The 21971-nt window shown below is 60.2% G+C and carries 16 protein-coding genes; 11 read left to right on the forward strand and 5 right to left on the reverse strand.

Going from position 1 to position 21971, the window contains the following annotated elements:
- Nucleotides 1–164: 164 nt before the first annotated feature.
- Nucleotides 165–2105, reverse strand: a complete 1941-nt coding sequence (locus AC1Q8Q_RS08705) for a BCCT family transporter (protein WP_225441959.1) — start codon at nucleotides 2103–2105, stop codon at nucleotides 165–167.
- Between the two features lie 381 nt (nucleotides 2106–2486).
- Between AC1Q8Q_RS08705 and betI the strand changes: the two genes are divergently transcribed.
- The 9 genes from betI to yccS all read left to right on the forward strand — a co-directional run bounded on the left by betI (nucleotide 2487) and on the right by yccS (nucleotide 16218).
- The gene (gene betI / locus AC1Q8Q_RS08710; protein WP_020796092.1) at nucleotides 2487–3080 is read left to right on the forward strand and encodes a transcriptional regulator BetI; all 594 of its coding nucleotides are present in this window, start codon (nucleotides 2487–2489) and stop codon (nucleotides 3078–3080) included.
- A gap of 62 nt (nucleotides 3081–3142) precedes the next feature.
- The gene (betB, locus tag AC1Q8Q_RS08715) at nucleotides 3143–4615 is read left to right on the forward strand and encodes a betaine-aldehyde dehydrogenase (RefSeq protein ID WP_020796093.1); all 1473 of its coding nucleotides are present in this window, start codon (nucleotides 3143–3145) and stop codon (nucleotides 4613–4615) included.
- 183 nt (nucleotides 4616–4798) lie between these two features.
- Nucleotides 4799–6502, forward strand: a complete 1704-nt coding sequence (gene betA, locus AC1Q8Q_RS08720) for a choline dehydrogenase (protein ID WP_020796094.1) — start codon at nucleotides 4799–4801, stop codon at nucleotides 6500–6502.
- A 160-nt stretch (nucleotides 6503–6662) separates the two neighbouring features.
- A complete protein-coding gene (locus tag AC1Q8Q_RS08725) occupies nucleotides 6663–8105 on the forward strand; it encodes a TldD/PmbA family protein (protein ID WP_020796095.1) in 1443 nt (480 codons plus the stop codon).
- Nucleotides 8105–9442: a TldD/PmbA family protein gene (locus AC1Q8Q_RS08730; protein WP_020796096.1), complete on the forward strand. Its 1338-nt coding sequence runs from the start codon at nucleotides 8105–8107 to the stop codon at nucleotides 9440–9442. Before AC1Q8Q_RS08725 ends, AC1Q8Q_RS08730 begins: the two co-directional genes overlap by 1 nt.
- A gap of 172 nt (nucleotides 9443–9614) precedes the next feature.
- Nucleotides 9615–11042, forward strand: coding sequence for a multidrug transporter subunit MdtD (gene mdtD, locus AC1Q8Q_RS08735; RefSeq protein WP_168759062.1), 1428 nt, complete (start codon nucleotides 9615–9617; stop codon nucleotides 11040–11042).
- Between the two features lie 105 nt (nucleotides 11043–11147).
- A complete protein-coding gene (gene dbpA / locus AC1Q8Q_RS08740) occupies nucleotides 11148–12485 on the forward strand; it encodes an ATP-dependent RNA helicase DbpA (RefSeq protein ID WP_240963564.1) in 1338 nt (445 codons plus the stop codon).
- 144 nt (nucleotides 12486–12629) lie between these two features.
- The gene (locus AC1Q8Q_RS08745; protein ID WP_020800868.1) at nucleotides 12630–13808 is read left to right on the forward strand and encodes a BaiN/RdsA family NAD(P)/FAD-dependent oxidoreductase; all 1179 of its coding nucleotides are present in this window, start codon (nucleotides 12630–12632) and stop codon (nucleotides 13806–13808) included.
- A gap of 226 nt (nucleotides 13809–14034) precedes the next feature.
- Nucleotides 14035–16218 carry a YccS family putative transporter gene (gene yccS, locus AC1Q8Q_RS08750; protein WP_020800870.1) on the forward strand — a complete coding sequence of 728 codons (2184 nt, stop codon included), beginning with the start codon at nucleotides 14035–14037 and terminating at the stop codon, nucleotides 16216–16218.
- Nucleotides 16219–16249: 31 nt separating this feature from the next.
- On the opposite strand, the gene AC1Q8Q_RS08755 is transcribed toward yccS, so the two are convergent.
- Nucleotides 16250–16987 (reverse strand): substrate-binding periplasmic protein, encoded by a 738-nt coding sequence (locus AC1Q8Q_RS08755; RefSeq protein ID WP_083349844.1) that lies wholly within the window; start codon nucleotides 16985–16987, stop codon nucleotides 16250–16252.
- A 254-nt stretch (nucleotides 16988–17241) separates the two neighbouring features.
- On the opposite strand from AC1Q8Q_RS08755, the gene AC1Q8Q_RS08760 reads away from it, so the two are divergent.
- A complete protein-coding gene (locus AC1Q8Q_RS08760; RefSeq protein WP_020800872.1) occupies nucleotides 17242–17694 on the forward strand; it encodes a GNAT family N-acetyltransferase in 453 nt (150 codons plus the stop codon).
- 101 nt (nucleotides 17695–17795) lie between these two features.
- Here the strand turns inward: AC1Q8Q_RS08760 and AC1Q8Q_RS08765 are convergent, their stop codons facing one another.
- From AC1Q8Q_RS08765 to AC1Q8Q_RS08775, 3 genes are read right to left on the reverse strand one after another with little or no spacing between them, the layout of a single operon-like run.
- Nucleotides 17796–18095 (reverse strand): winged helix-turn-helix domain-containing protein, encoded by a 300-nt coding sequence (locus AC1Q8Q_RS08765; protein ID WP_020800873.1) that lies wholly within the window; start codon nucleotides 18093–18095, stop codon nucleotides 17796–17798.
- 58 nt (nucleotides 18096–18153) lie between these two features.
- A complete protein-coding gene (locus tag AC1Q8Q_RS08770; RefSeq protein WP_020800874.1) occupies nucleotides 18154–18660 on the reverse strand; it encodes a M48 metallopeptidase family protein in 507 nt (168 codons plus the stop codon).
- 45 nt (nucleotides 18661–18705) lie between these two features.
- Entirely contained in the window at nucleotides 18706–20829 is a 2124-nt protein-coding gene (locus tag AC1Q8Q_RS08775; protein ID WP_168759066.1) for a putative bifunctional diguanylate cyclase/phosphodiesterase, read from the reverse strand.
- Between the two features lie 322 nt (nucleotides 20830–21151).
- On the opposite strand from AC1Q8Q_RS08775, the gene AC1Q8Q_RS08780 reads away from it, so the two are divergent.
- Nucleotides 21152–21820 (forward strand): polysaccharide lyase family 7 protein, encoded by a 669-nt coding sequence (locus AC1Q8Q_RS08780; RefSeq protein ID WP_020800876.1) that lies wholly within the window; start codon nucleotides 21152–21154, stop codon nucleotides 21818–21820.
- Nucleotides 21821–21971: the final 151 nt, after the last annotated feature.

Raw genomic sequence — 21971 nt, forward strand, 5'->3', positions numbered from 1 at the left:
CGCGGCGTTTTTATTTGTGTGAAATCGGGTAATGCAGCATTGCGGCTGATGACCCCTTCGCGAGCAAGCCCGCTCCCACAGGGGAATGCATTCCAAATGTGGGAGCGGGCTTGCTCGCAAAGAAGGCGACGCGGTGTCACTGAAACACCGCATCAGTTCAGAACTTAGCTATACACCCGGCCAAGAAGCTGGCGATGGCTTTCAAACTGATCGAGCACGTCACGGGTGATCTGATCCTGGGTGAAACCCATCAGGTCGTAGTCCTGGCTACCGTTGTGCAAGTACACCTCGGCGCGGTAGTAACGCTGACGCGCCTCATCGGACTGGGCTGACTCGGTTGGAGTGGCCAGATACCCGTCCAGGCTGACTTCGTAGACAAAAGGGTTGCCCTCTTCCATCTCGACCCGCACTCCCATGCAGCGCTTGGACTTGCCCAGCAGCGTCTGCACTTCGAGGCCTTGGGCACGCATTTGCGTCGTCGCATCCTGCAATGCCGGGCTCACATGCTTATCCATGAAGCGTTGTACCACCGACTGGCTCGGCTGCAGGTCCAGCTGCGTCAAACGCTCGCTGAAGCCACGACGACCGCGCGCTGCCAACTCCGCCTGCTCCTGTTCAATCTGCACGTCCTGGCGCATGGCCTTGTGCAAGCCGAACATGAAGAACACCAACACCACCGAGAACGGCAAGCCGGCCAGAACCACCATGGTTTGCATGGCTTCGAAGTTACCGGCGAACAGCAGGCCGATGGTCACCAGGGTGATCACCACCGACCAGAAGATCCGCAGCCAGTGCGGCGCATCTTCGTCGACGTTACCGCCCTTGCACGACAGGTTGGCCATCATCACCGCACCCGAATCCGCCGGCGTCAGGAACAACACGAAGCCCACGAAAATCGATACACCGATCACCACCTTCGATGCCGGGTAATGCTCCAGCAACTGGTAGATCGCCATGGACGGCTGTTCCAGCGCAGTCTTGCCGAGCTCCACCGCGCCGTGATTCATCACCAGGTCCAGCGCCGAGTTACCGAAAATCGACAGCCACGCCAGGGTGAAACCCAGCGGAATCAGGAGCACGCCAGCAACCATTTCACGCACCGTGCGACCACGGGAAATACGTGCGATGAACATGCCTACGAATGGGGCCCAGGAAATCCACCAGGCCCAGTAGAACAGGGTCCACAGGCCCAGCCAGCGGTCAGACTTCTCACTGTCGCCTTCGTACACATAAAGATCGAAAGTCTTCAGCACCACACCGTTCAGGTAATCACCAACGTTCTGCACGAAGCCGTTGAGCAGGTGCAGGGTCGGGCCGAACAGCAGCACGAAAATCAGCAGACCGCTGAACAGCACGATGTTGAGGTTGGACAGGCGGCGGATGCCGTTTTCCACACCCGACACGGCAGCGATGGTCGCCACGGTGCTCATCACGATGATCACGATCAGCAGGTTGGTGTTGCTGTGCTCCATGCCGAACAGGTTTTCCAGGCCCGACGACACTTGCAGCGAACCAATCCCCAGGTTGGTCACCAGGCCCAGCAGGGTCACGAACATGCCAAAGCCGTCCACCGCATGACCGGCCGCGCCTTTGACCCAACGCTCACCCACCAGCGGGTACAGCGCCGAACGCAGCGCCAGCGGCTGGTTATGCCGGTAGGCAAAGTACGCCACCGCCAGGCCGACCAAGGCGTAGATCGCCCAGCCATGCAGGCCCCAGTGCAGGAACGTCAGCTGCACGGCCTGACGTGCCGCCAGGTTGCTGCCGGCCACGCCTTCCGGCGGGTTGAAATAATGGTCCAGCGGCTCGGACGCACCGAAGTACAGCAGCGAGATGCCGATACCCGAGGAGAACAGCATCCCCGCCCAGGCGCCGTAACTGAAGTCCGGGGTGTCGTCCTTGCTGCCCAGCTTGAGCTTGCCGTAGGAGGAGAACGCCAGGCCGACCACGAAAATCAGGTAGGCGGCAATCACCACCATGTAGTACCAGCCGAAGCTGCGGGACAACCAGGCTTGCGCCGTACCGAGCAGTCTGCCGGCCTCTTGCGGGGCAATTATCAGAATGGCGGTCAACAACAGAATCAACGCGGTAGAGGTGTAGAACACCCAACCGTTGACCGTCACCTTCTCGGGTGGGGTCTTTATTAGCGAGGCAGAACTCATGGCACAGATGCTCCGGGCAGTGCGAGAGAAGAACGCAAGACAAACGAGGTACCCGACCAATCGCTTAGTGGGCAGCCGACCAGCGGGTGATATAAAGACAACCCGATAAAGCTCGAACCCCCTTTAACGCCGTGGCGCGTGGGTTTCGAGCAATTGCGGAAGTCGTTTTTTTTCGCCGCTACGCGTCGGAAAAATCTGTAGGCAGCGACGATTTGTCGCAGATCTTATTCTTTGTTGATTGAACGTTCAATCAAAACAAAATAGACTGGCCCTCAAACCGATAGACGTCTTGCGTCTGCCGGAAGGCCTAAGGAGATGTGCAAGATGCCCAAGGTCGGTATGCAACCCATCCGTCGCCAACAGTTGATCGAAGCCACCTTGCTGGCGGTCGACCAGGTCGGAATGGGGGACGCCAGCATTGCGCTGATCGCCCGTTTGGCCGGTGTCTCGAACGGCATCATCAGTCATTACTTTCAGGACAAGAACGGCCTGATCGCCGCCACCATGGGGTACCTGATGACCGTCCTGAGCGAGAACGTCACCGCGCGCCGATTGGCGCTGACAGATGACAGCCCGCGGGCGCATCTGCAGGTGATCATCGAAGGCAACTTCGACGCCAGCCAGGTCAACGGCCCGGCAATGAAAACCTGGTTGGCCTTCTGGGCTACCAGCATGCACCAGCCGTCTTTGCACAGGTTGCAGCGGATCAACGATCACCGTCTGTATTCCAACCTGTGCTGCCAGTTCCGCCGCGTGTTGCCGCTTGTCGAAGCGCGCAGTGCGGCTCGTGGCCTGGCAGCGTTGATTGACGGCTTGTGGTTGCGCGGCGCGCTGTCGGGAGATGCTTTCGACACCGAGCAGGCACAACGGATCGCTTACGAATACATGGATATCCAACTGGCCAAGCAGGTGAGTTAGAGCACACATAGAACGCTCGACACCTGCACCGTGCCAATAACCAATGCACTTGCGAGGACTTTATGGCCCGTTTCGAACTGCAAAAACTCTACATCGATGGCGGCTACAGTGACGCTGGCAGCGATGCCACGTTTGAAGCCATCAACCCGGCTAACGGTGAAGTCCTCGCAAAAGTACAACGTGCGACCAAGGAAGACGTCGAGCGCGCCGTAGTCAGCGCCGAAAAGGGCCAGAAAATCTGGGCTGCGATGACCGCCATGGAGCGTTCGCGCATCCTGCGTCGTGCCGTGGACATCCTGCGCGAACGCAACGATGAACTGGCCGCACTGGAAACCCTGGACACCGGCAAGTCGTACTCCGAAACCCGCTACGTCGACATCGTCACCGGCGCTGACGTGCTGGAGTACTACGCAGGCCTGGTACCCGCCATCGAAGGCGAGCAGATCCCTTTGCGCACCACTTCGTTCGTCTACACCCGTCGCGAGCCACTGGGCGTCGTGGCCGGTATCGGCGCGTGGAACTACCCGATCCAGATCGCCCTGTGGAAATCCGCACCGGCCCTGGCAGCCGGTAACGCGATGATCTTCAAGCCAAGCGAAGTCACTTCGCTGACCACCCTGAAACTGGCCGAGATCTACACCGAAGCCGGCCTGCCAGCGGGTGTGTTCAACGTCCTGACCGGCAGCGGCCGTGAAGTCGGCACCTGGCTGACCGAACACCCGCGCATCGAGAAAGTCTCGTTCACCGGCGGCACCGACACCGGCAAGAAAGTCATGGCCAGCGCTTCGAGCTCTTCGCTCAAGGACGTGACCATGGAACTGGGTGGCAAGTCGCCGCTGATCATCTGCGACGACGCCGACCTCGACCGTGCTGCCGATACCGCGATGATGGCCAACTTCTACAGCTCCGGCCAGGTTTGCACCAACGGCACTCGCGTGTTCGTACCGGCGCACCTGAAAGCCGCTTTTGAAGCCAAGATCGTTGAACGTGTTGCGCGCATCCGCGTCGGCAATCCGGAAGATGAAAACACCAACTTCGGCCCGCTGGTCAGCTTCGCCCACATGGAAAGCGTGCTGGGCTATATCGCCAAGGGCAAGGAAGAAGGTGCGCGCCTGCTGTGCGGCGGCGAGCGCCTGACCGAAGGTGAATTCGCCAAGGGCGCGTTCGTCGCACCGACCGTGTTCACCGACTGCACCGATGACATGACCATCGTGCGCGAAGAAATCTTTGGCCCGGTGATGGCGATCCTCACCTACGAGACCGAAGAAGAAGTGATCCGCCGCGCCAACGACACCGACTTCGGCCTCGCCGCCGGTATCGTCACCAAGGATCTGAACCGCGCTCACCGCGTGATTCATCAACTGGAAGCCGGTATCTGCTGGATCAACGCCTGGGGCGAATCCGACGCGAAGATGCCGGTTGGCGGCTACAAGCAGTCGGGTGTTGGCCGTGAGAACGGCATTAGCTCGCTGAACAACTTCACCCGCATCAAATCGGTACAGGTCGAGCTGGGCGATTACGTCTCGGTGTTCTAAGACCCGAGACCTGTATTGCTCGCGAGGGCCTCTTCGCGAGCAAGCCCGCTCCCACAAGGGGCCAGAGGTGGACACAGATCCTGTGTACACCAGAGATCAAATGTGGGAGCGGGCTTGCTCGCGAATCGAGTGCGCAGCACTCGCCGTGGCCTGACCTGACCAACTTTCAAGAGGGTGCATTCAATGTCCCAAGAATTCGATTACATCATCATCGGTGCCGGCTCGGCCGGTAACACCCTGGCGACCCGTCTGACTGAAGATGAAGGCGTCACCGTCCTGCTGCTCGAAGCCGGCGGCCCGGACTACCGCATGGATTTCCGTACGCAGATGCCGGCCGCCCTGGCGTTCCCGCTGCAAGGCCGTCGCTACAACTGGGCCTACGAAACCGATCCAGAACCACACATGGACGGTCGCCGGATGGAATGCGGCCGCGGCAAGGGCCTCGGCGGCTCCTCGCTGATCAACGGCATGTGCTACATCCGTGGCAACGCCATGGATTACGACGGCTGGGCAAAACTGCCAGGCCTCGAGGACTGGTCGTACCTGGACTGCCTGCCGTATTTCCGCAAGGCGGAAACCCGCGACATCGGCCCGAACGACTACCACGGTGGCGACGGCCCGGTCAGCGTGACCACACCGAAAGCCGGCAACAACCCGCTGTTCCACGCTATGGTCGAAGCGGGCGTACAGGCCGGTTATCCACGCACCGAAGACTTGAACGGCTACCAGCAAGAAGGCTTCGGTCCGATGGACCGCACCGTGACGCCCAAAGGCCGTCGTGCCTCCACCGCCCGCGGTTACCTGGACATCGCCAAGAAGCGTTCGACCCTGACCATCGTCACCCACGCCCTGACCGACAAGATCCTGTTCGAAGGCAAGCGTGCGGTCGGCGTGCGCTACCTGGTTGGCTCCGCCGAAGAGCGCGTTGAAGCCAAGGCGCGCAAGGAAGTGCTGCTGTGCTCCGGCGCCATCGCTTCGCCGCAAATCCTGCAACGCTCCGGCGTCGGCCCGGCCGAACTGCTGAAAAAGCTCGACATTCCGGTGGTTCACGACCTGCCGGGCGTCGGTGAAAACCTGCAGGACCACCTTGAGTTGTACCTGCAATACGCGTGCACCCAACCCGTCTCGCTGTACCCGTCGCTGCTCTGGTACAACCAGCCGGCGATCGGTGCCGAATGGCTGTTCAACGGCACCGGCATCGGTGCCAGCAACCAGTTCGAAGCCGGCGGTTTCATCCGTACCCGTCCGGAATTCGAATGGCCGAACATCCAGTACCACTTCCTGCCGGTAGCGATTAATTACAACGGCAGCAACGGTGTGAAAGAGCACGGTTTCCAGGCACACATGGGCTCCATGCGTTCGCCAAGCCGTGGGCGCATCCAGGCCAAGTCCAAGGATCCACGCCAGCACCCGAGCATCCTGTTCAACTACATGGCCACCGAGCAGGACTGGCAGGAATTCCGCGACGGCATCCGCCTGACCCGTGAAATCATGCAGCAACCGGCACTGGACGCCTTCCGTGGCCGCGAAATCAGCCCGGGCATCGAAGTGCAAACCGATGAGCAGTTGGACAAGTTCATCCGCGAGCACGCCGAAACCGCGTTCCACCCGTCCTGCTCGTGCAAGATGGGCACCGACGAAATGGCCGTGGTCGATGGCGAGGGTCGCGTGCATGGCATGCAAGGCCTGCGCGTGGTCGATGCCTCGATCATGCCGATCATCACCACCGGCAACCTGAACGCGCCGACGATCATGATGGCCGAGAAAATCGCCGACAAGATCCGTGGTCGCAAGCCATTGCCGCGCAGCAAGGCCAAGTACTACGTAGCAGGCGATGCGCCGGTGAAGGGCAAGCCTGTGCGGGAAGTCAGCGCCACCGCACAGTAAGCCTCCCCCTGATCGTTCCCACGCTCTGCGTGGGAACGATCAATCCCCGCTGACACCGCTCCATCCTTGATCCATCCCCCTCGCAGGCCTACTCTAGCGCCACGCAAATGCTTCACCCTCCCCGCGCAACATCGATGCTCCACACCAAGGAGGTTCCCGAATGTTCGATTTCCACCCCCAGCTCAAGCAGCGCTTTGCTGCCTTGCGCACGGGCGCCGAATTCTTTTCCCTGCGTTATGTGCGAGAGTCCGGCCAGTACCTGTCGGTGCGCAAGAACGTCGCCGAACCGCCGAGCCTGAGCCGCGACGAAGGCGCGATGCTGACCGTGCGAGTCAATGGCGTCGAAGCCTATGCGGCCACCAATGACCTGTCGCAACAGGGCCTGCAAGCCGCCCTCGAACGCGCCGAACAGCAGGCGCGCCGACTCAAGCCCCATGCCCTGCTGGACCTGCGCGAACACGCCGTTTCCAGCGACCGTGCCGACTATTTCTCGCCGACCCTCGACCAGCCTTTCCCCTCCCTGAGCGACTGCTATCAGCTGCTGGGGGCCGAATCCGCCGCCGTGCCCAAGGACGAGCGCCTGGTGAGCTGGCAGGTCAGCCTCGGCATCACCCACGTCGAGCAGATCTACCTCAACAGCGCCGGCGCCGAACTGCGCCAGGCCCAACGCTTCGTCTACCCGGGCCTCGATGTCACCGCCTACGACGGTAACGACAGCCAGACCCGCAGCCTGGGTCGCGAGAATTTCGGCCAGCAGGGTGGCGCGGATGTGATCAGCCGCTGCGGCCTGGTCGGTGCCGGCCCGCTGGTCGCCGATCAGGCGCTGCAACTGCTGCTGGCACCGAACACGCCGCAAGGTCCACGCGATCTGCTGCTGATGCCCGACCAGATGATGCTGCAAATCCACGAATCCATCGGTCATCCGTTGGAACTGGACCGCATCCTCGGCGATGAACGCAATTACGCTGGCACCAGTTTCGTCAAGGCAGAAGACTTTGGCCGCCTGCAATACGGCTCTAAACTTCTCAATGTGACCTTCGACCCCGATATACCCGAACAGCTCGCCAGCTATGGCCATGACGACGACGGCACGGCTGCCAGCAAACAATTCCTGATTCGCGAAGGCCTGTTGCTGCGCCCCTTGGGCGGTGCACTCTCGCAATTTCGCGCGGGCCTGGACGGTGTCGCCAACAGCCGTGCCTGCGGTTGGAACCGCCCGCCGATCGACCGCATGGCCAATCTCAACATCGAACCTGGCGATCAGCCGCTTGCGCAACTGATCGGCAACATCGAGCACGGCATCCTGATGAGCACCAACCGCTCGTGGTCCATTGATGATGCGCGCAACAAATTCCAGTTCGGTTGCGAATGGGGTCAGTTGATTGAAAACGGCGAATTAAAGGGCGTGGTGAAGAACCCGAATTACCGGGCGATTTCCGCGCAGTTCTGGAAAAGCCTCAGCGCGGTCGGCGATGCCAGCACCTTCAAGGTCCTGGGTACGCCCAATTGTGGCAAGGGCGAACCGAATCAAGTGATTCGCGTCGGCCATGCCTCGCCAGCCTGCGTATTCAGCAACGTTGATGTTTTTGGGGGAGACAGCTGATGACTACGTCGAAAGCACAGGCCGAGTCTTTCAAGGCATTGGTGGCCGGGTTAAGCGAAGCGTTGCGCGAACCGGAACAGTTCACCCTGAGCTACGCCGCCGAATCATCGGCCTTCGTGCGTTTCAACCACGCCAAGGTGCGTCAGGCCGGACAGGTGCAACAGGCCAGCATCGGTTTGAAATTGATCAACGATGGCCGCCACGCCGATCTGCAAATCACCTTGGCAGGCGACCCTGCAGTCGACCATCAGCGTCTGGCCGAAGGTCTGCAACAACTGCGCGAAACCTTGCCTTTGTTGCCCCAGGACCCCTACCTGCTGCTCAATCACAACGGCTGGCAAAGCCAGAACGTGCAGGAGCACCCGCTACCGGACACCGAGCAAGTGGTCGGCGAAATCACCCAGGCCGCCGAAGGACTGGACCTGGTCGGGTTCTATGCGGCAGGGCCGATCAGCCGCGGTTTCGCCAGTTCCGCTGGCGCCTTCGGCTGGCATCAGGCCAACAGTTTCAACTTCGATTTCAGCCTGTTCCATGAAAACGGCCAAGCGGTCAAGGCCAGCTATGCCGGGCACGACTGGAACACCGAAGGCTTTGCCAGACGCTTCCAGCAAGCACGTGAACAGCTGGAATACCTGGGACGGCCGCTGCGCACTTTGGCGCCGGGTCAGTACCGCGCCTACCTGGCGCCCGCCGCGCTGGAAGAAATCATGGGCATGCTGTGCTGGGGCGGTTTTTCGGCGCAGTCGATTGCCAGCAAAAGCAGTCCGCTGCAAAAGCTCTACGGGGGTGATCAAGCATTCAGCCCGTTGGTCTCGCTGGAGGAAAAAGTCAGTGGTTCGCTGAGCCCGGCGTTCTCCGACGAAGGTTATCCGCGCAGCGACCTGGGGTTGATCGTCGAGGGCAAGGCCGGCGCGCAACTCGTGGGCTCACGCAGCGCCGCAGAGTACGGCTTGAGCGCCAACGGCGCCAGTGGTGGAGAGTCGCCAACCGCCCTGAACATGCGCGCCGGGGATTTGCCTGAGGCAGAGATACTCGAGCAACTCGGTACAGGCTTGTACATCAGCAACCTGTGGTACCTGAACTTTTCGGATCAACCGGCCGCACGCCTGACCGGCATGACGCGGTTTGCGACCTTCTGGGTCGAAAATGGCAAGATCCAGGCTCCGGTCAGCACCATGCGCTTCGATGACAGCGCCTACAGTTTGCTGGGCTCACAGCTGGAAGCGCTGACCGCGGAACGCGAACTGCTGTTGTCGGCGAGCACCTACAGCCAGCGGGCGACGGCATCGGCGCTGTTGCCGGGGGCGCTTATTAGCCGGTTGACCTTGACCCTGTAAACACAAATCCCCAGCACACAGGGCACCCTGTGGGAGCGGGCTTGCTCGCGAAGGCGGTGGGTCAGTCAACATTGATGTTGAACGTGATGACCTCTTCGCGAGCAAGCCCGCTCCCACAGGGACTGCGACCGACGATGGCCTTGCATTAACAACTTCAACTACAAGAGGTCCCATGCCCAACCGCCCGCCTCTCGATCCTGTCACCGCCCGCTGGGTGCCCTGGGTCGTCGCCATTGCCTTCTTCATGCAGTCCCTGGACGGGACGATCCTCAACACCGCCCTGCCCGCCATGGCCCGCGACCTGGCGGAAGATCCCCTGCGCATGCAGGGCGTAATCATTGCCTACATGCTCACGGTCGCCTTGCTGATCCCCGCCTCGGGCTGGATCGCCGACCGCTTCGGCACCCGCAAAATCTTCTTCGGCGCCATCTTGCTGTTCAGCCTCGGCTCGTTGCTCTGTGCAATGTCGAACACGCTGAGCATGCTGATCGGCTCCCGGGTTATCCAGGGGTTGGGCGGCGCACTGATGTTGCCGGTCGGGCGATTGGTGGTGCTGCGCGCCTACCCGCGCTCGGAACTGGTGCGGATCATGGGCTTCATCACCATCCCCGGCCTGCTCGGGCCGTTGCTCGGCCCGACCATGGGCGGCTGGATGGTGGAATACCTGACCTGGCACTGGATCTTCCTGATCAACCTGCCGGTGGGACTCGTGGGCTGCTACGCCGTGTGGAAATTCATCCCGGACCTGCGCGGCTCCGAGCGTACCCGCTTCGATAGCCTGGGTTTCCTGCTGTTCGGCGCGGCGATGATCCTGATCACCATCGCCATGGAAGGCCTGGGCGAACTGCACCTGCCGCACCTGCGGGTGATGCTGCTGCTGTTCGGCGGCATGGCTTGCCTGGCAGCCTACTGGCTGCGCGCCGGCCACGTTGATAATCCGCTGTTTGCGCCGTCGCTGTTCAAGACCCGGACTTTTGCCGTTGGCATTCTCGGCAACCTCTTCGCCCGGCTCGGCAGTGGCGCCCTGCCGTTCCTCGTGCCGCTGCTGCTGCAAGTGGCGCTGGGTTATTCACCGTCCCAGGCCGGGATGAGCATGCTGCCACTGGCGGCCGCCGCGATGATCGCCAAGTGGGTGGCGCGACCGCTGATCGAACGCCTGGGCTACCGCATCGTGCTGACCGGAAATACCCTGGCGCTGGGGATCATGCTGGCGAGCATGGGCCTGGTCAGCGAGCAGACACCTTACTGGCTGCTGTTGTGCCTGCTGGCAATTTTGGGGGCGATCAACTCCTTGCAGTTCACCGCGATGAACACCGTGACCCTGATCGACCTCGACGACGCCAGTGCCAGCAGCGGCAATAGCCTGCTGTCGGTGGTGGCGCAATTGTCCCTGAGCCTGGGTGTGGCCTGCGCCGGCGCATTGCTAGGCGGTTTCACGGCAGGGATCGGCAATGACGGCGTGGAGACGGTGTTGGGCGCGTTCCAACTGACGTTTGTGACCGTCGGAATCATGGCCATGCTGGCGGCAGCGATCTTTTCCCAACTCTCAAAGGAAGACGGACGGCGCGTCAAGCGTCCGGAAGAGCACATCGAACCTTAGGGCGAATGGCCATCGGGCTGGTACACTGCGCGACATTTTGTTTTGCAGGCCAGTCCCGTGACCACCATCGCCACCGAATTTAATACTTTGCCGCTGTCCGCCGCCATGCTGGCTAACCTCGACTCCCTCGGTTATGCCCAGATGACGCCGATCCAGGCGCAGAGCTTGCCGGTGATCCTCAAGGGGATGGACCTGATCGCCCAGGCCAAGACCGGTAGCGGCAAGACCGCGGCCTTCGGCATCGGCCTGCTGAACCCGATCAATCCGCGCTACTTCGGTTGCCAGGCGCTGATCCTGTGCCCTACCCGTGAATTGGCTGACCAGGTCGCCAAGGAAATCCGTCGCCTGGCCCGTGCCGAAGACAACATCAAGGTCCTGACCCTGTGCGGCGGCGTATCCCTCGGCCCGCAGATCGCTTCGCTGGAACACGGCGCGCACATCATCGTCGGCACCCCGGGACGCATCCAGCAACACCTGCGCAAGGGCTCGCTGGTCCTGCATGGCCTTAACACCCTGATCCTCGACGAAGCCGACCGCATGCTCGACATGGGTTTCTACGACTCCATCGAAGAAATCATCATGCAGGCCCCCGAGCGTCGCCAGACACTGCTGTTCTCCGCCACCTACCCGGTGGGCATCAAGCAGTTGGCGTCGAAATTCATGCGTAACCCGCAGCAAGTGAAGGCCGAGGCGTTCCACGACGACACCCAGATCGAACAGCGCTTCTACGAAATTTCCCCGGACGATCGCATGAGCGCCGTGACCAAGGTGCTGGGCCACTTCCGCCCGGCGTCCTGCGTGGCGTTCTGCTTCACCAAGCAGCAGGTCCAGGAAACCGTCGATCACCTGACGGCCAAAGGCATCTCCGCCGTCGGCTTGCACGGCGATCTTGAACAGCGTGATCGCGACCAGGTGCTGGCGATGTTCGCCAACCGCAGCACTTCCGTACTGGTTGCCACTGACGTCGCCGCCCGTGGCCTCGACATCGACTCGCTGGACATGGTGATCAACGTCGAACTGGCCCGTGATTCGGAAATCCACATCCACCGCGTTGGCCGTACTGGCCGCGCCGGTGAAAAAGGCCTCGCCATCAGCCTGGTCGCACCGTCTGAAGCCCAGCGCGCCCAAGCCATCGAACAGCTACAGAAATCCCCATTGACCTGGGATCAGGTGGACAACCTCACCTCCCAGGGTGGCGGTCCGCTGCTGCCGCAGATGAGCACCCTGTGCATTGCTGCCGGCCGCAAGGACAAGGTTCGTCCGGGCGACATCCTTGGCGCACTGACCGGTGAAGCTGGCATCCCCGGCGCCCAAGTCGGCAAGATCGCGATCTTCGACTTCCAGGCCTATGTGGCAGTGGAGCGCGTTGTCGCCAAGCAGGCCTTGCAGCGCCTGAACGACGGCAAGATCAAGGGCCGCTCGTTGCGCGTGCGCATCCTGTAACAACAACGCATCTACCCCCTGTGGGAGCGAGCCTGCTCGCGAAGACTGAGTGTCAGATAACATTAAGGTGCCTGACACACCGCTTTCGCGAGCAGGCTCGCTCCCACAGTTTGCTTTGTGGTGACACATTTAGAGGACACCGTTTTGCGCTCTACCGAAGTCGTGATCATTGGCGCTGGCGCCGCAGGTTTGATGTGCGCACTGACCGCCGCCGGGCGCGGGCGCAAGGTACTGTTGCTCGACCACGCCAACAAGGCTGGCAAGAAAATCCTGATGTCGGGCGGTGGCCGCTGCAATTTCACCAACATGTACACCGAACCTGGCAACTTTCTCTCGCAGAACGCCCACTTCTGCAAATCCGCACTGGCGCGCTACACCCAGTGGGACTTCATCGGCATGGTGGCCAAGCACGGTGTGCCGTACCACGAGAAAAAGCTCGGCCAACTGTTCTGCGATAACAAGTCCAGCGACATCCTCGAAATGTTGCTCGATGAGTGCAATCAGGTCGGCGTCAGCCTGCACCTGGACACCTCGATCCAGACCATCGAGAAGCTTGAAAAGGGCTATTTGCTGGACACCACTTTGGGGCAGGTTACCTGCGAATCCCTGGTGATCGCCACGGGTGGCTTGTCGATCCCGACCCTGGGCGCCACCGGTTTCGGCTATCAAGTGGCCAAACAGTTCGGTCATGAGTTGCTGCCGACGCGCGCCGGGCTGGTGCCATTCACCATCACCGATCAGCTTAAGGAATTATGCACCGAGCTGTCCGGCACCTCGGTCGATTGCCTGGTCAGCTGCAATGACCAGAGCTTTCGCGAGAACATCCTGTTCACCCACCGCGGTCTCAGTGGACCGGCGATTTTGCAGATTTCTTCGTTTTGGGAATCCGGCGACACCGTCGAAATCAACCTGCTACCCGACCACGACGTACCAAGCTGGTTGCAACAGCAACAAGCCGAACGCCCGAACAGTGAACTGAAAACCCTGCTCGGTGAAATCTTTACCAAGAAGATGGCCAACCTGCTGGCGGACAACTGGTTCGTTTCCAAACCGATGAAGCAGTACACCCACGCCGAACTGGCGAACATTGCCGAAAAGCTGGCGAGCTGGAAAGTCGTGCCGGCAGGCACCGAAGGCTATCGCACTGCCGAGGTGACGTTGGGCGGCGTCGATACCAACGAGGTGTCGTCCAAGACCATGGAATCGCTCAAAAGCCCTGGCCTGTATTTCATCGGTGAAGTGCTGGACGTCACCGGGCACCTGGGCGGCTTCAACTTCCAGTGGGCCTGGGCCTCGGGTTACGCGGCTGCGCAGTACGTCTGACAAACACGAATCAAAACTGTGGGAGCGAGCCTGCTCGCGAATGCAATCTGTCAGCCTCCATTGATGTTGGCTGACCCACCGCTTTCGCGAGCAGGCTCGCTCCCACACTGACTGTGTACTGATCGATAAAGGAACAGATTTTGCTGTCAGATGTGATCGCCGCCATTGCGTCGGCGTCATTACTGGCTCAATTTAGCGTCATTGCCTCGGAAGGCCTTCGCACTTCATGTCATCGACCTCACTCCGTCAGTCTCTGCGCCGCCTTTGGGCACTGGATAAATTCAGCTACAGCGTGCGGGTATTCATCGCCCTGACCGGCACCATGGCCTTGTGCTGGTATCAGGATGAAATGGGGCTGCTGATCCCGTTGTTCCTGGGGATTATCGCCAGCGCCCTGGCCGAAACCGATGACAGCTGGCAGGGGCGCCTCAACGCGTTGGCAGTGACGCTGGTGTGTTTTGCCGTCGCCGCACTGTCGGTCGAACTGCTGTTCCCCTACCCCATACTCTTTATCATCGCCTTCGCCCTGGCCGCCTTCGCCCTGACCATGCTCGGCGCCCTTGGCGAGCGTTACGGGGCGATTGCCTCGGCGACGCTGATTCTTTCGGTCTACACCATGATCGGTGTCGATCAGCGCGGCGGCGCGGTTACCGATTTCTGGCATGAGCCGGTGCTGCTGGTGGCGGGTGCCGCCTGGTACGGGTTGCTCTCGGTGTTGTGGCAGGCACTGTTTTCCAATCAGCCCGTGCAGCAGAGCCTGGCGAAACTGTTCCGGGAGCTGGGTTATTACCTGAAGTTGAAGTCGTCGCTTTTCGAGCCGATCCGGCAGATGGACGTGGAGGCTCGGCGATTGGAGCTGGCCCAGCAGAACGGCCGCGTGGTTGCGGCACTCAACGCCGCCAAGGAAATCATCCTGCACCGGGTGGGCAACGGTCGACCGGGCTCGAAAGTCAGCCGTTACCTGAAGCTGTACTTCCTGGCCCAGGACATCCACGAACGCGCCAGTTCCTCGCACTACCCTTACAACGCCCTGGCCGATGCATTCTTCCACAGCGACGTGCTGTTCCGCTGCCAGCGCTTGTTGCGCCAGCAAGGCAAGGCTTGCCGGGCGCTGGCCGAATCGATCCAGATGCGCCAGCCGTTCACCTATGACGCGAGTTTCGCCGAAGCCCTGGGCGACCTGCACGCCTCCCTCGAACACCTGCGCATTCAGAGCAATCCTGCCTGGCGCGGGCTGTTGCGCTCACTGCGGGCACTGGCTGCGAACCTGGCCACACTTGACCGCCTGCTCAGCGATGCCAGCAACCCCGACACCCTTGCCGACGCCACCGACAGCAGCCTGCTCGACCGCTCGCCGCGCAATCTAAAGGATGTCTGGGTACGCTTGCGCACACAGCTGACGCCGACCTCGCTGCTGTTCCGCCATGCCCTGCGCCTGCCCCTGGCCTTGAGCATCGGCTACGCCATGGTGCACTTGATCCACCCGTCCCAGGGTTACTGGATCATCCTCACGACGCTGTTTGTTTGCCAACCGAACTACGGTGCAACCCGGCGCAAGCTCGGCCAGCGGATCATCGGCACCGCGATCGGCCTGACCCTGGCCTGGGCCCTGTTCGACCTGTTCCCGAACCCGCTGATCCAGTCGAGTTTCGCGATTGCCGCCGGGGTAGTGTTCTTTACCAACCGCACCACGCGCTACACCTTGGCGACGGCGGCGATCACCCTGATGGTGCTGTTCTGCTTCAACCAGGTGGGCGACGGCTACGGGCTGCTCCTGCCACGCCTGTTCGATACCCTGCTCGGCAGCCTGATCGCCGGGTTGGCGGTGTTCCTGTTCCTCCCGGACTGGCAGGGTCGTCGCCTGAACAAAGTGCTGGCCAACACCCTGACCTGCAACAGCATCTACCTGCGCCAGATCATGCAGCAATACGCCGCCGGCAAAAGCGACGACCTGGCGTATCGCCTGGCGCGGCGCAACGCTCACAACGCCGATGCGGCGCTGTCGACTACCCTGGCCAACATGCTGATGGAGCCGGGACATTTCCGTAAGGAAGCGGATGTCGGGTTCCGCTTCCTGGTGTTGTCGCACACCTTGCTCAGTTATTTGTCCGGGCTGGGCGCGCATCGGGAAACCCAATTACCGCAGGATGTACGCGAACACCTGATCGAAGGCGCGGGAGTGAAACTGGCCGCCAGCATCGATGAAATTGCCCAAGGCCTGGCGAGTAAATCCGCCATTGCCATTCAGAGCGATGAGGAGGAAGCGTTGGCCAATACGCTCGAGCAGATGCCCGATGAAATCGACGAGGGCCAGCGATTGGTGCAGACGCAACTGGCGTTGATCTGCCGGCAGTTGGGGCCATTGCGTACGCTGGCGGCGCATTTGATCAAGGACACCAGCGAAGATTGAGAGCGGTGGTGCCCGGACCAACAGCCACCGCCTACATGCCGTGTCGCTTCATCAGCCGCGCATAACTGCCGTCGGCCTTCATTGCCGCAATCGCGCGGTCAAAACCGGCGACAATCTGCTCATGCTGCGGATTCTTCAGGCTGACCAAAATGTGCAGGCCGTTCTCGCTCAGCGGTTTGGGCAAGAACTCCACGGCGTTACGGACTTTGGGAGATTCGCGGGCCAGGTAGTAACGAGCGACGTATTCGTCTTCCAGGGTCAACTTGACCCTGTCGGCAGCAACCATGCGTACGGCCATGGCGAAGTTATGTACCGGAATTTTCTGCAATGAAACATCTTGATCGAAGGCTTGAGAATAGGCGTAGCCACGCACCACCGAAATCGGATAGGTGTATAGCTGCTGCAAATTGCTGAATTCGATGGGTACATCCTTACGCTTGAGAAAACGCACGCGATTGATCAGGTACTCGCCCGAAAACTGGCCGAGCCGTGTGCGTTCCTCATCGAACCAGGCATTGACCAGAACGTCATAGCGACCCTCGCCCACCCCCAGCAGCGCCCGCGCCCAAGGCACCTGCTCGAAATCACTGGCATAGCCGGCTCGGGCCAAGGCGGTACTGACAATATCCGTGGCCAACCCACCGTTGTACAACGTGGCGTCGGTGAAAGGAGGCCAGGCGTCCGCCACCAGCCGCAACTTTTCTGCTGCCACCGCGTCAGTCAGCAACAGCAATCCAAACAAGGCAAAGGCTCGATGCAATCGCGGCATGCCAGAAAATCCTTAGCGGGCGGCTGCCCGACATGTTTTCAGCGAAAACGCCAAGACTCCGTACCGGCACCCCCAGGCACTCGATGTCAGCTCGTTGCAGCACTGCACATCGCTCCGTTTCAGATTACACAAAGAAGACAGCACCGCGATAAATGAATGATGGCATTTTGGTCTTTGTCACAGATTACTACGCCATGGAGACATCTATCGTCCAGGCGCCTAGTATCACAAGGACGTTTTCAGGGAATCGGCACATGACAATCAACTGGGTCTGCAAACACCACAGCGATCTGGGCAAAGAGCAGCTGTATGCCATTTTGCAACTGCGCGCCGAGGTGTTCGTCGTGGAGCAGAAATGCATTTATCAGGACATCGATGGCCAGGACCTGGAGGGCGACACCTGTCATTTGATGGCCTGGGACGAAGATCGGCTGGTGGCCTACCTGCGCCTGCTCGATCCCGAGCTACAGGGCGGCGATGTCGTAATCGGCCGCGTGATCATTGCGCCACAGGCGCGAGGCACCGGGCTGGGTCATGAAATGATGGCCCAGGCGCTGAAGCAGATTGAGAAGCGTTGGCCTGAAATGCCGGTCTATCTCTCGGCCCAGGTGCATTTGCAGGGGTATTACGGGCGGTACGGGTTTGAAGTCGCGGGCGAGGTGTATGTCGAGGACGGGATTCCACATATCGGTATGCGTCGTTCGTAAGGGCTCCTTTCGCGAGCAGGCCCACAGATCTTTGTCATGCCGAAGATCTACTGTGGGAGCGGGCTTGCTCGCGAAGGCGTCAGATCAAACACCGTAGAAACTCAGGGATACTCCAGCACCGCCTTGATCTGCCGAAGGTTACGCTCGATCCAGCCGCGATCGATTGCTCCCCACCCGCGAATCCGATAGCGCCCGGCGTGGTTGCGCGCGCCTTCTTCCTGTTCGAACTCGCAAACGATATCCAGATCCGCCAGGGCGGCGATGGTGTCCTGGGCTGTCCGCCGGGGCATCCCGGTGACTTCGGTCAATGCCGGAACGCTGCTGGCCAGGCCGCTGTCGATCAGGTATGCCACGTACAGGCGGCGGTAGAAGCTGCTCTTGGTCTTGCTTACGTCTGTCACGTTTGCTCCTGTTAAGATCAAAAGATCGTCCGATCGCGGCCCGAACCTGCGGCAGATCCTACACGCCTGTAGCCACCGGCATATCCCGCCAGGTCAGGTACACCCGAACATCGAATTCCACCTGGTGATACCCGGGCAACATGTGCTCGCACAACTTGTAGAATGCCTTGTTGTGGTCGGACTCCTTGAAGTGCGCCAGTTCATGCACCACGATCATTTTAAGAAATTCCGACGGCGCCTCCTTGAACAATGAGGCAATGCGGATTTCTTTCTTGGCCTTGAGCTTGCCACCTTGCACCCGGGAGATCGTGGTGTGCAGGCCAAGTGCACGATGGGTCAGGTCCAGACGGTTGTCGAAGAGCACTTTGTCGATGGAGGGGGCGTTACGCAGGTATTCCTGCTTGAGGTCCAGCGCGTAGGCATACAGCGCTTTGTCGCTCTGCACCGCATGCTTTTGCGGATAGCGTTGGTTCAGGTAATCGCCCAGCCGGCCTTCGGCGATCAACTGGCGCACTTGGTCCTGCAAAGTAGCCGGATAGGCCTGGAGGTACTTCAACGCGGTCATCGGAGCAGCAACGCAAATCAGCAAAAGGTAGCCAGTGTAGCGAATTCAGCGAGTCAGCGCGCCCCAGTCGAAGGGCTGCATAAAGCTTTCGGTGTCTTCGGCCATCATCGGCCGGGCTACCAGGAAACCTTGCACATATTCACAACCATTGGCCTGCAGCCACTGGTATTGCGCCATGGTTTCGACCCCCTCGGCAATCACCAGCATCCCGTACTCTTTGCACAGGTCGATCACATTACGCACCAGGGCCGCATCCCTTGAAGACTCAGGAATACGGCTGATCAGATGGCGGTCAAGCTTCAGCGTATCCATCTCCAAATCGCGCAAGTGGGATAAAGAACACGGGCCTGAACCGAAATCATCCAGCGCCACCCGCACCCCCAGATTGCGCAGCAAACGCAGCTGTTTGCGGGTTTCGTCAGGGTTGTGCATCAGGGCCGCTTCCGTCACTTCGACTTCCAGATGACGCGGCTTCAAGCCATGGCGCTCCACGACCTGGCGCAATTCGGTGACCAGATTGGGCATGGCAAACTGAGTGCTGCTCAAACTGACGCTCACCACCAGATCCTCGCCAAACAGAGCCTCCCAGGCTTTGCGCTGCCCGGCACTGTTCTGGTAAATCCAGCTGCCCAGGCGACTGATCAATCGCGCTTCTTCCAGCAGCGGCAAAAACAATCCTGGCGGAACGTCGCCGACGCTCGGGTGCTGCCAACGCAGCAACGCTTCGAACCCGCGAGTTCGCCCATCGGCAACAGCCACCTGCGGTTGATACACGAGATTGAAATCACGGTTTTCGATGGCCGTGCGTACGCTTTCTTCGAGCATCAGGCGCGATCGTGCCCGACCGTTCATTTCGTGATCGTAAAACCGATACTGTTGACGACCGGCGCGCTTGGCCTCGTACATGGCAATATCGGACGCACGCATCAAACCGTCGAGATTGGCACCACAATCGGGAAAGGTGGCAATACCAATACTGGCACCAAGGACGATATCCATACCGTCGATTTGCTGGCAGATCGATACCCGTTCGATGAGTTTTTCCGCAATTTTTGCCGCCTGTTCAGGAAATTCCAGGTCCAGCAGCGCCGTGAACTCATCGCCCCCCATGCGTGCCAGGATATCGAACGGGCGCAGACAGGCCTTCAACTGTTCTGACACCCAACGAAGAACCCGGTCGCCTGCATCGTGACCGAGAGAATCGTTAACCCGTTTAAAGCCATCGAGGTCCAGGTACAGCAGGACCCATGCGCTGTCCGAGCGCTCGCCGCGCAACAGCAGATTTTCCACGGTCTGGTAGAAGCCGCGACGGTTGAGCAGCCCGGTCAGCGGATCGGTGACCGCCTGGAATTCGAGTTGCTGGTGCAGGTGGCGCACCACCGACATGTCCAACACTGTCACGACCATCGCGTGCTGGTCAGAGGGCAGTGGCGCGCAAGACAGTGCCACCGGCACCTGTTGCCCGGGGGCGGTACGCAGCAAAGCGTCGTGCAGGCGCAAGGTCTCGCCGCGCTTGTAACCGCTCAACACGTCAGAATCGGCCCACACCGGTATGTGTGGTTTTTGCAGGAAATCCAGGAACTCCCTGCCCTCCAGCTCCTGCACCGTAGCACTGAGCAACCGCGACATCGCCGGGTTGGCAAAACGAATCAGGCCGTCCTCGCCAACGACCAGAATGCCTTCGGCGGCGTTGTCCAGCACCGAGGCGTTAAACGCGCGAGCGGCCTCCAGGTCATGACTCAGTCGCTGCAAGGCCCGGCGATTACGCTGATGTTCGAGCAGCGCCTGGACCTTGGGTTTGAGAATCTGCGGGTCGAAGGGCTTGAACAGGTAATCCACTGCGCCACTGGCGTAACCCTTGATCACGGCGTCCTGGGACTGTTCATTGGCGGTCAGGAAAATGATCGGCGTCAGGCGCGTCCGTTGGCTGCCGCGCATCAGGCGCGCCACTTCGAAACCGTCCATGCCCGGCATTTGAACGTCCAGCAACACCAGGTCGATATCGTGCTCAAGCAACAGCCCGAGCGCCTCGAAACCGGAGGCAGCGGTGATGACCTGCCAATCCTGGCGCTGCAGCAATGCGCGCATGCTGACCAAGTTTTCAGGGTAGTCATCGACGATCAACAGGGTTGAATGGCCTTCAGCTGGCATTGGGTGCGCGCATTCCATGCTGCTTCTCTAGGTCTGGAAGTCAGGCCGACTTCTCGTGAAAACCGGACAGATACTGTGCCTTCACTCTAGACGGTGATCAGTGAAAGCAGTAGGTGTCAGTGCGCCATCACTCGGCCGATGCAGATTTAGCCGACTAACGGTCGGCGCTACAGCCCGCCAAAACCGGGAGGGATGGCATTTCGACAGGATGTTGACGCCAAAAACCTGCCCAATGGGCGTTAACAAAATAGTTCACTGCGCTTATAAAGGCCGCCCAAAAAAGTGCGTGCCAGAGCGTTTGGCACGCCCGTGCAGTATGAATTCGTGGAAGCTTTTGACTATGATCGATCTCGCAACCTGGAACCTCAGCGTTCCCGTCGGCAGCCCGCCCTACACCGTTGAAACATCCAAACTGGTAGATGGCTTCAAGGATCAATACTTCCATTCCGACACCGGCACACTGATTTTCTGGACCCCGGTGACTGGCACGCGCACCGAAAATGCCAAATACCCACGTACCGAACTACGGGAAACCTACAGCAACGGCACCCTGAAAAACTGGTACTACCCCAATGCCGACAACTTCCTGCGTGCCACCCTGGCGGTGAACCAGGTGCCGAGCTCTGGAAAGATCGTCATTGGTCAGATCCACGCCTACCAAAGCCAGAAGCCTCTGGTCAAGGTCGAGTACCAATATACGACCAGCACTAAGAGCGGCAACATCGTCGCCAAAGTACGCATGCACCCCGATGACGACGAAGGTCGGGTAATCACTGTCGCCTCCGGCGTGAAACTGGACCAGGAGTTTTCCTACCTCATTCACCTCAGTCCTGGCGGCGCGCTGGGGGTCAGCGCCGCGGGTTACCAATGGGACACCAACATCAGCCAGACCTGGCGAGTCAAACCGCTGTACTTCAAGGCCGGGGTGTATGTGCAGGACAACACGGGATACACCACAGAGGGCGGTAAGGTGACATTCAGCAAACTCGATATCGATCACGATAAGTAAAAAGCACTTCCCATTGTTTCATTTCCGCTCACGCGGGAATGAACCTCGGGATAAAATTCGCTCTTAAACATAAACCTCCACCATTACTGTCTTGATTATATTTTCCTCAAAAAGCTGCTCAAGTTTAATCCGCATATCCACCCCTCATTTC

This window comes from Pseudomonas sp. GW823-FHT06B06 (assembly GCF_058795195.1).